General features: G+C 41.5%; 6 protein-coding genes. All 6 read left to right on the forward strand.

Features of this window, described 5'->3' with window-relative positions; all coding sequences use genetic code 11:
• A partial coding sequence (locus tag Q1V93_RS02575) for a MopE-related protein (protein WP_300661009.1) occupies positions 1-2,501 on the forward strand: 2,501 nt, incomplete at its 5' end.
• 184 nt (positions 2,502-2,685) lie between these two features.
• Positions 2,686-3,012 carry a DUF4286 family protein gene (locus Q1V93_RS02580; protein WP_300661011.1) on the forward strand — a complete coding sequence of 109 codons (327 nt, stop codon included), beginning with the start codon at positions 2,686-2,688 and terminating at the stop codon, positions 3,010-3,012.
• The gene (rsmA, locus tag Q1V93_RS02585) at positions 3,002-3,784 is read left to right on the forward strand and encodes a 16S rRNA (adenine(1518)-N(6)/adenine(1519)-N(6))-dimethyltransferase RsmA (RefSeq protein ID WP_300661013.1); all 783 of its coding nucleotides are present in this window, start codon (positions 3,002-3,004) and stop codon (positions 3,782-3,784) included. The genes Q1V93_RS02580 and rsmA overlap by 11 nt, the downstream gene beginning before the upstream one ends.
• A gap of 396 nt (positions 3,785-4,180) precedes the next feature.
• Entirely contained in the window at positions 4,181-4,561 is a 381-nt protein-coding gene (locus Q1V93_RS02590; RefSeq protein ID WP_300661015.1) for a TraR/DksA C4-type zinc finger protein, read from the forward strand.
• Between the two features lies 1 nt (position 4,562).
• A complete protein-coding gene (locus Q1V93_RS02595) occupies positions 4,563-5,273 on the forward strand; it encodes a signal peptidase II (RefSeq protein WP_300661018.1) in 711 nt (236 codons plus the stop codon).
• Between the two features lie 115 nt (positions 5,274-5,388).
• Entirely contained in the window at positions 5,389-5,646 is a 258-nt protein-coding gene (locus Q1V93_RS02600) for a hypothetical protein (RefSeq protein ID WP_300661021.1), read from the forward strand.
• Positions 5,647-6,005: the final 359 nt, after the last annotated feature.

Below are 6,005 nucleotides of genomic sequence, written 5' to 3' on the forward strand. Positions count from 1 at the left end.
CAATTACATCTTTAAATCCGAATGTAAACACAACCTGGACCCAGGTTACTGCATTAACGGGGACTAGTCCGATTTTTGTTGCTCCTACGGCTGGGGCTGCTTTGGATGGAAACCTTCCGGCTAATAAAGTTGCACTATCAAATATTCAAATTCCCGGATTGGTTTTAGCAGCCGGCGAATATCTGATGATTAAATGGGATGATCCGGATCAAACAGGGAATGACCATGGTTTATCGATTGATGATGTAACTGTTTCCTGGGCTACTGCGGTTACATGTAACACGACGAACACAATCAACGTTTCAGAATGTGAAACATACACGGTCCCTTCAACGCATGAAACATACAACACTTCAGGAGTTTACCACGATACCATTCCGAATGCGGCAGGATGTGACAGTATTTTAACGATCAACCTGACAATTAAACACAACACAACAAATACTCTGAATGTTTCGTGGTGTGGAACTTACCAGGTTCCTTCAGGTCATGAATCATACACGACTTCAGGAGTTTATCATGATACTATTCCGAATACGGCAGGATGTGACAGTATTCTTACGATTAACTTAACAATTACCGGGTCGATCACTTATTACCAGGATTTGGATCACGATGGATTCGGAAACCCGAACGTTTCTCAACCGGGATGTAATCCGATCACAGATTACGTGACGAATGATGATGATTGTGACGATACCAATCCGGCGATCACAACCGGAACAACTTATTATGCGGATACGGATGGAGATGGATTCGGAGATCCGGCAACTGCGGTTGTTCAGTGTACAGCGCCTGCTAACCATGTTACAAATAACACGGATTGTGATGATACAAACCCGGCAATTGGTGTTGCCGTTTTATATTACGTAGACTCTGATGGCGACGGATATGGATCTGCAACTGCTACGGGAGTTCCTTCTTGTACAGTAATCGGAGGATCTGTAACAAACAATACCGATTGTAACGACAACAACCCTGCAATTCACCCGGGAGCAACTGAAATTCCAAACAACGGAATTGATGAAGATTGTAACGGTTCGGATTTGAACACACTGGGTACAACTCTTGGAATGTACCAGTTTACAGGGAATAGTTGTGCAACACCGGTATTGGGTCTTACAAGTGCTCAACCTGCAAATGCAACCTTTAGTGATTATAAATACAACAATACAACGTGTACGACTGGTAATGATTACCTAAATACAGTGGATTGGAATACAGGTACAACAGTTGATACTTCTGAATACTACGGATTTACGATTACCCCGGCAAACTGCCACGCAATGGATCTGAATCAGTTGAAATTGACTCATCGCGTAAGTAACACAACAGGATTGGCAACGGTTCATGTTCGTTCAAGCCTTGACAATTTTGCTGCTGATATCTATACCATGACATTTACGGCAACAGCAGTAAATGTGAATGAAACCATTGCGCTTTCAAGTGCTTTTGATGCCGTTTCAACACCGGTTGAATTCCGCATCTTTATCACAGGTGCTGCAAATGTTACAGGTGCATACAGAAACGATGACGTAAGTTTAGTTGGTAACATCACTGCTTTGCCAACTCAGACATACTACGCAGATACAGATGGTGACGGTTACGGAAACCCTGCGGCTTCTCAAACTGATTGTATTGCTCCGAACGGATATGTTCTTGACAACACAGATTGTGATGATACGGACGCAGAAGAATTCCCGGGTGCTGTTTGGTATGCAGATACAGATGGTGACGGATTTGGTGATGCAGGATCTTCCCAGGTTTCTTGTACACGCCCTGCAAACCACGTGTCAAATGACAATGACTGTGACGATACGGATGCTCAGATCGGATCAATTGTACTTTACTATGTAGATGCTGACGGTGACGGATTCGGTGATGCGGATGCAACAGCAGTGAATTCTTGTACTCCGATTGCAGGTTCTGTTACAAACAATGAGGATTGCGACGACAACGACGACCAAATAAATCCGGATGCAACAGAAGTGTGTGACGGAGTGGATAATAACTGTGACGGAAACATCGATGAAGGACTTGCTACCGCAACATATTATGCAGATGCAGATGGTGACGGTTACGGAAATCCTGCGGTTTCTCAAACACATTGTTCACAGCCTGCTGGTTACGTAACAAACGATGACGATTGTAACGATACAAATGCAGCAATCCATCCGGGTGCAGCTGATCAAACCGGAAACACCATTGATGAGAATTGTGACGGAGTTGACGGTGTGTTAGGAATCGAAGAGTCTATTTTGGCGAACCTGAATGTATATCCGAATCCGGGAACGAGCTCAGTAGTATTGAACCTGGCTTCAGGATGGAACGGATTCAATGTAACATTCGTAGGAGTAGATGGGAAAGAAATCACATTGACTTCCACTCAAAAGTCTGCAGATGAATTAGAGTTCAACACTGAAACATTGGTTTCAGGAACTTACTTTATCCGTTTGACTTCTCCTTCAGGAACGGCATTGGTTCGTTGGGTGAAAAACTAATAAAGAATTAACAGAAATAAGAAAGGCTTTCCCGAAAGGGGAGGCCTTTTTTGTATGGTAAAACACCTTCAAGCCCTCTTGAATCAGTCTTTCCACATAATTTTATAAATTTATAAAAATGTGTGGAATTGCCGGAAAGCAACCCAGTAAACTCCTCATTCTAATTTTAAGTACCTTTGCAGTAATGGAACACATAATTTATAACGTCACTGTGAGCATCAATCCGGCTATTGAACAGGATTGGGTGAAGTGGATGCGTGAAGTACATATTCCGGAAGTAATGAAAACCGGATGTTTTTTGGAAAGCCGTATGTCCAAAATGAATAATGAAGAAGACGGAGCGTGTACATATGCTATGACGTATGTCGCATACAGTCAGGAGCATTTGGAAGATTATCAGAAAAATCACGCTGCACTGTTGCAGGTTGAACATAAAAGCAGGTATGAAGGTCATTTTGCGGCATTCAGAAGTACCTTGAACGTGATCCAACATTTTACTCATGAGCGTTAGAGCCAAAAAGCATTTAGGGCAGCATTTCCTGAAAGACAAGAATATCTGTAAGAAAATTGCAGAGCAGTTTCAACATCATCAAGGGGTGAAAACTGCCATTGAAATTGGTCCGGGAATGGGAGCTTTAACGGAATACCTGTTGCAGGATCCCGAAACGGAACTATACGTAATGGATGTGGACACAGAATCCATCGATTATTTGAAGATTCATTATCCGCAGTTGGGCGAACGCATTATTTTCGGAGATTTTTTGAAAATGGATCCGACTAAAATTGTGGAACAAAAACCCTTCGCCGTAGTTGGAAATTTCCCCTACAACATTTCTTCCCAGATCCTGTTCAAATGCATCGACTTCAAAGATTCGATTCCTGAAATCATGGGAATGTTCCAGAAAGAAGTGGCGCAGCGCGTTGCCGAAAAACCCGGGTCGAAAACCTACGGAATTCTAAGCGTTTTGCTTCAGGCATATTACGACATCGAATATTGTTTTACGGTAGATGAGCACGTGTTCGATCCACCGCCGAAAGTAAAATCCGGAGTAATCCGTTGCACGCGAAACGACAGAGAAAAACTTCCATGTGATGAAAAATTATTCAAGCAGGTAGTCAAAATGTCCTTCAATCAGCGGCGTAAAACTATCCGGAATTCGATCAAAGCATTACTTCCCGAAACTTACGAGGAAAACCCGATGCTGCAGTTGAGACCGGAACGTTTGGGAGTAGAAGAATTTATTGAACTGACCAATTGGATTGAGAAACATCGAATTGGATAACAACACGTTGCCGTTTCAGGAAATAAATTGCACGGATTCGTAAAATGCCGAATTGGCAATTTCTAAATTTACCTGATTGCCAAAATTGCGAACATCCGGAATCGTCAGAGAGCATTATGATGAGTCAGAGCTCTTGTTTTCGGAGCAATCGCAACTTTTCGCCACCATGAAAAGCAAATGTTAAATGGATTTGATTATCAGCATAAACAGGAATATTAAATCTCTTTAACACTTTCGATTTTCAGACTTTTTAATACTGTAATCCAGTGTTTTACTAACAAAAACAACCCTTGACAGGCTATTCCTGTGAATAAGTAATTGTTACCATTCGTCCTTTTCTCGTCACTCCTCTGAAAATTCGATTATTTTTGTGCGAATTTCAAAAGTTACTTTACCATGTCACAGGAGAAAACAAGATACTCAGATAGTGAATTGGAAGAATTCCGTCAATTGATCAACGATAAGTTGAAAGAAGCATACGATGATTATGATATGTTAAAAGCTTCTTTGTCAAATAACAATCATGGAACCGATGACACAGGGAGAACTTTCAATATGATGGAGGATGGTTCGGAAACGTTGTCACGTGAAGAAGTTGCACAATTGGCTGCCCGTCAGGAGAAGTTCATCGAAAATCTGAAAAATGCATTGATGCGTATTGAGAATAAAACGTACGGAATTTGTCGTGTAACCGGTAAATTGATCCAAAAGGAGCGTTTGAAACTGGTTCCGCATGCTACGTTGAGTATCGAAGCTAAAAACATGCAAAACAAATAAGTTGAAGAAACAACTCTATATCGTTTTAATAGCGGTATTCTGCATCTTGTTAATCGATCAGATCACCAAAGTTTGGGTTAAAACGACGTTCAATTATTACGATCCACCGGTAAATGCAATCGGTTCCTGGTTTCGCCTGCTTTATATCGAAAATCAGGGAATGGCTTTCGGTACCACTTTCGGAGCCAGTATTTGGGCGAAATTAGGATTGAGTATTTTCAGGATCATTGCCAGCTGTGCAATTGCTTACTATTTTGTGAAACAATGGCGCAGAGGTGCAAAAACCGAATTTTTGCTTGCAATCGGATTGGTATTTGCCGGGGCAACCGGAAACCTGATCGATTCCATGTTCTACGACTTCATTTTCGATTACGATCCGTGCATCGGATTCAATCACCTCGAAGGATCAGGAGTTTGGTCGGATTGCGGAATAGTCGGTAAATACGAAACCAGACATACGGGATTCCTTTTAGGGAATGTTGTAGATATGTTCCAATTCAATGTGGAATGGCCGTCGTGGGTTCCATGGTACGACAAAAACGGAGACAACCAGATCTTCCCTGCGATCTGGAACGTGGCTGACGCTGCAATCAGTATCGGAGTTGTGATGATTATCATCCGACAACGCAAATACTTCCCAAAGGAAAAGAAACAGGTAGCCAGGTCAAGTTCGGCTTCAACAGAAGAAAATAGTGAAAAAACGGAGGAGTAATCTTCCGTTTTTTGTTTTTATTGATTCAGGCTTCGACCCTGCTCAGCCCTCTTCTTATCAACAGATTAAAGTGTTGGTTTTGTAAGCAAACTTGATTTTTCATATCTTTGAGTTTATGAGTACGGTAGATTTAAAATTAAGCTTGCATCAGTTAATCGACGGAGTTTCAGACAATACTGTTTTGGAGGCTGTTTATACCTTGCTTTCAAAAGCAACTGCAAATCAGGAAGAAGATTGGTACAATGCGCTTTCAGAAGAAGCGAAAGCTTCTATTGAACGTGGTCTCGACGATTTAGAAAACAACCGGATCACAACACAGGAAGCTGGAATGAAACGAATTTCGGAAAAGATTTCCCGACTAAAAAATGGCTAAAACTAAAATTGTTTGGTCAGCAGAAGCTTTGGATCGTCTGGACTTTTAGAGTACATATTTGAAGAGTGGGGAATAAGTCCCGTTCTGGATTTGCAACATGAAATCGAAAGATTAATCATCGCAATTGGAAACAATAAGAAACTATGCCCGGATTCTAAAATAACCGGACTTAGAAAATGTGTTTTATCCAAACAAACGTCTTTGATTTATAGAATCGCTAAATCTCGTTTAGAAATAGTAACATTTGTGGATAACCGCAGTGAACACAAATACTAAGGGATAAACGTTAAATCATCCGGATTAAACACGGGTTGAGTGAAGTCGAAGTCCCGGTTACAACAAGCCCAGTACTTTCTCCA

The organism is Fluviicola sp. (assembly GCF_030151805.1).
Taxonomy (GTDB): domain Bacteria; phylum Bacteroidota; class Bacteroidia; order Flavobacteriales_D; family Crocinitomicaceae; genus Fluviicola.

Bases quoted from the DNA above. Each gene is read 5' to 3' on its own strand.
- Q1V93_RS02580 (WP_300661011.1), top strand. From the start codon at position 2,686: ATGGAACACATAATTTATAACGTCACTGTGAGCATCAATCCGGCTATT.
- rsmA (WP_300661013.1), top strand. From the start codon at position 3,002: ATGAGCGTTAGAGCCAAAAAGCATTTAGGGCAGCATTTCCTGAAAGAC.
- Q1V93_RS02590 (WP_300661015.1), top strand. From the start codon at position 4,181: ATGTCACAGGAGAAAACAAGATACTCAGATAGTGAATTGGAAGAATTC.
- Q1V93_RS02600 (WP_300661021.1), top strand. From the start codon at position 5,389: ATGAGTACGGTAGATTTAAAATTAAGCTTGCATCAGTTAATCGACGGA.